Below are 3,096 nucleotides of genomic sequence, written 5' to 3'. Positions count from 1 at the left end.
TTTTTTTTTTTTTTTTTTTTTGAATAAAATATATGTGTAAACAATAAAAAAAGGGGAAGTAAAAATGAAAAAGTCTATTTTAATTTGTGCTACATTAATGATGATAGCAAACATTGGGCATGCGGATACTACTAAAGATTTTGTAACTAAATACAACATTATATTTGGAGGAAGTCGTGAAAAATATGACAAATTGGTAAGTAGAAATAATGTTATTGGAGGTATAAATAATATAATTGATGATCCTATTCTAGATATAGTTATAAAAAATAAGGATAAAAAAGTAGAAGAAATTAAAGATGAAATTTCGAAAGAACTTAGTAAAAAATATAAAGATACTGGTATTTTATCTGCTATAGAAGAAAATAAAAATAAATCTAAAAGTGAAATAAGAAATATAATAAAAGATAAATTATCTAAAATTGGTGAATATGATTTTGAATTTATTGATACACTTATTGAGAAAGTAAAAAAAGGTGCTCAAGATGATAATAAACTATTGTATTCAGCATTTGATCCATATGGTTATTATAATGACTATAAAATACAAAAAGTAATTGAAAATAAAGATAAAGCTGATGAAGTTATAAAACAGATTGTAAAAACACAAAAAAATTATTTGGACTATAATACGGTATTGGGGCCTTTTAGTAAAGCGTATAATTCATCTAATAGTGTTGTTATAGGATTGTTAGCTAATGCTGAAAATTCTGGAACTCAGGGGAATATTGCTATAGGGAAAGTTGCGTCAGCTATAGGAGATGCAACAATATCTATCGGATCAGGAGCTAAAGCTTTAAATCAAGGTGCTGTGTCATTAGGAGAAAATGCAAAAAGTTTAGGTAAGTATTCTACGGCTATTGGTAGTCAGTCATATGCATATGGAATGAATAGTGTTGCGTTAGGAATACGTTCTATAGCAGGTGATGCTAGTAAAGAAGTTGGTTATAGACCACATAATTTAAATGAAGAAGAATATAAAAATAAAAGTGAATGGATAGCTGATTTTGGAGTAGTATCTGTTGGTGGTTTTGAAGATCTAGTTAGTAAAATACATACAAGACAAATAGCAAATGTTGCTGCAGGATATAATGACACAGATGCAGTCAATGTAGCACAATTGAAAGAATTGAAGACTTATGTTGATGATTCTACACCATTTGAATATGCAACTAAAGATAACAAGAGTTTGTATAAGTATAATAATAAATACTACTATACAGAAGGTAGTGATAAGAATAAGGAATACACAGGTGAGGTTATTATAAAAGCTAAGGAATTACATAAACTTTCTAATATTAAAAGTTCATTAGGTGATGGCAATACAACAAGCTCAGATACAACACCAGCACAAACAACTAGTGAAAATGGAAATAGTGCTGTTGTAATAGAAGACTTAAAAACTATTAAGGCAAATAAGGCAGATAAAGCATATGTAGATGAAAAAGTTGCAAAACTTGATAAAAAATCAGACCTAGTATTAAGTGGTGTATCAAATGCAGTAGCTATAGCTAACTTACCACAAGTAAGTGGAGATAGAAAGTTTAATTTAGCGGCATCATATGGATACTATGGAGGATCTCATGCAGTAGCAGTAGGCTTTAGTGGAACAAATGATAAGCAAAACTTAACATACAAACTAAGTGGATCAGTTAATAGTAAGGGTAATCTAGCCTTTGGTATAGGAGCTAGTGTTATGATGGGTAGTGTTAATAAAAGTAATAATTTTGAAGAAAGATTAAATAAATTAGAAAAAGAAAATCAAGAATTGAAAGAGATTATTAAAAAATTAATGAATAAATAGTTAAAAAACTATTATCGATAAAAATGAAACTTTAATAAAATTATGGTTTCATTTTTTTTTGATAGTTAATAAAGAAATATAAAAAAACTATAAAAAAACTTTGAAAATAAATGCGGGGGGGGGTAGAATTAATTAAGAGATTTTTGAATTGAGGTATTAGTATGAAAATAGATGTTAAGAAAAAAATTAATTTTATTTTACTTATTTCAAGTTTATTCCTTGTAAGTGGAAGAAATATATATGCTGAAGAAAATGAAGAAATAAAGGAAATTCTTAAAAAAATAATTAAGAAATTATATTAAAATTAATAAAGCACCCAATATAATTAGACTGGGTGCAAATTTTTTATTTAACTTTTCCTAACCATTTATCTTTCCATTTACCTAATTTTGTGTCAGTAGCGATTGCTTTTTCCCAAGCAGCCATTTCATCCTTAGTTAATTTTGGACCTTTCTTTTCTAATTCGTGTCCAGGACCTCCATCAAATACTACGATATATTTACTAATCTTAGGTTTAGGAAGTTTTAATTGAGCACCTTTTTCAAGGTATCCATGAAAGATGACTAATTTTCCATTGTATACTTCTTCAGAACCATTATAATTCTTATTTTCTACTACCCAAATTTCAGTACCAGTAGCATCTTCACCATTTGAATAACCACCTTCTATATATACATAACCATCATTATTGTCAGTTACATCTAATAAAGGTGCATGAGCAAATACTAGCATTGATGTTAGCATTGTTAGAAACATAACTAATAATTTTTTCATTGAAACCTTCCTCCTATTTTTTCAATTCATTTAAATTTTCTTTTAAGATATTTATTAAACCAAATTTTTGCATTAATTCATCATTATTTTCATCTTCTTCAGGGAAAGCACCAGTTTTTATGAAAATAATCTTTCCACCATTTTTGATAATTACATCAGAAATTTCTTTTTTCAAAGGTCTTTCAGTAATAAAGGTCTTAAGACCAGTATCAGCCATAATTTTCTTTACATTGTCCTTGGTAATAGTATCATATTCAACTAAATTAGTATAAATATTTAAATATGATGTAAGATAATTAAGATCTTCAGATAATGTAATAGCACCATCAATATCTATTTCATTGTATTCATCAATTAAATTATCAAGATCTTTCAAGGCAGAATTTAAATTAGTTTGTATTTTTTCTGCATTTTGTGGGAATATTAAAGCTAAATCATGGGCTACAATCTTATACATTTTTGATAAATTATTAAGATTCAAATAAGCATACGGATTAGGTTCTCCTTCATGTTCACCT

4 protein-coding genes and 2 pseudogenes are annotated in these 3,096 nt (G+C 27.3%); 4 read left to right on the top strand and 2 right to left on the bottom strand.

Features of this window, described 5'->3' with window-relative positions:
- Positions 1-64: 64 nt before the first annotated feature.
- The 4 genes and pseudogenes from AWT65_RS06970 to AWT65_RS06535 all read left to right on the top strand — a co-directional run.
- Positions 65-901 (top strand): annotated as a pseudogene (locus AWT65_RS06970) (hypothetical protein); the annotation flags it as partial.
- A gap of 114 nt (positions 902-1,015) precedes the next feature.
- Positions 1,016-1,153: pseudogene (locus AWT65_RS06965) on the top strand (hypothetical protein); the annotation flags it as partial.
- Complete coding sequence (locus AWT65_RS06960; protein WP_232292798.1) at positions 1,130-1,804, top strand: YadA-like family protein; 675 nt, start codon at positions 1,130-1,132, stop codon at positions 1,802-1,804. The pseudogene AWT65_RS06965 and the gene AWT65_RS06960, both read left to right, overlap by 24 nt.
- A 161-nt stretch (positions 1,805-1,965) precedes the next feature.
- Positions 1,966-2,106: a hypothetical protein gene (locus tag AWT65_RS06535; protein ID WP_157055074.1), complete on the top strand. Its 141-nt coding sequence runs from the start codon at positions 1,966-1,968 to the stop codon at positions 2,104-2,106.
- A gap of 43 nt (positions 2,107-2,149) precedes the next feature.
- On the opposite strand, the gene AWT65_RS06200 is transcribed toward AWT65_RS06535, so the two are convergent.
- Positions 2,150-2,578, bottom strand: a complete 429-nt coding sequence (locus AWT65_RS06200) for a hypothetical protein (protein ID WP_066730167.1) — start codon at positions 2,576-2,578, stop codon at positions 2,150-2,152.
- Positions 2,579-2,591: 13 nt separating this feature from the next.
- Positions 2,592-3,096 (bottom strand): metal ABC transporter solute-binding protein, Zn/Mn family (locus AWT65_RS06645; protein WP_415860019.1); only part of this gene is annotated, 505 nt, incomplete at its 5' end.

This window comes from Sneathia sanguinegens (assembly GCF_001517935.1).
GTDB classification, from domain to species: Bacteria; Fusobacteriota; Fusobacteriia; order Fusobacteriales; family Leptotrichiaceae; genus Sneathia; species Sneathia sanguinegens.
Note: the sequence above shows the minus strand (reverse complement) of the source record. Positions and strands in the feature narration are given on the sequence as shown.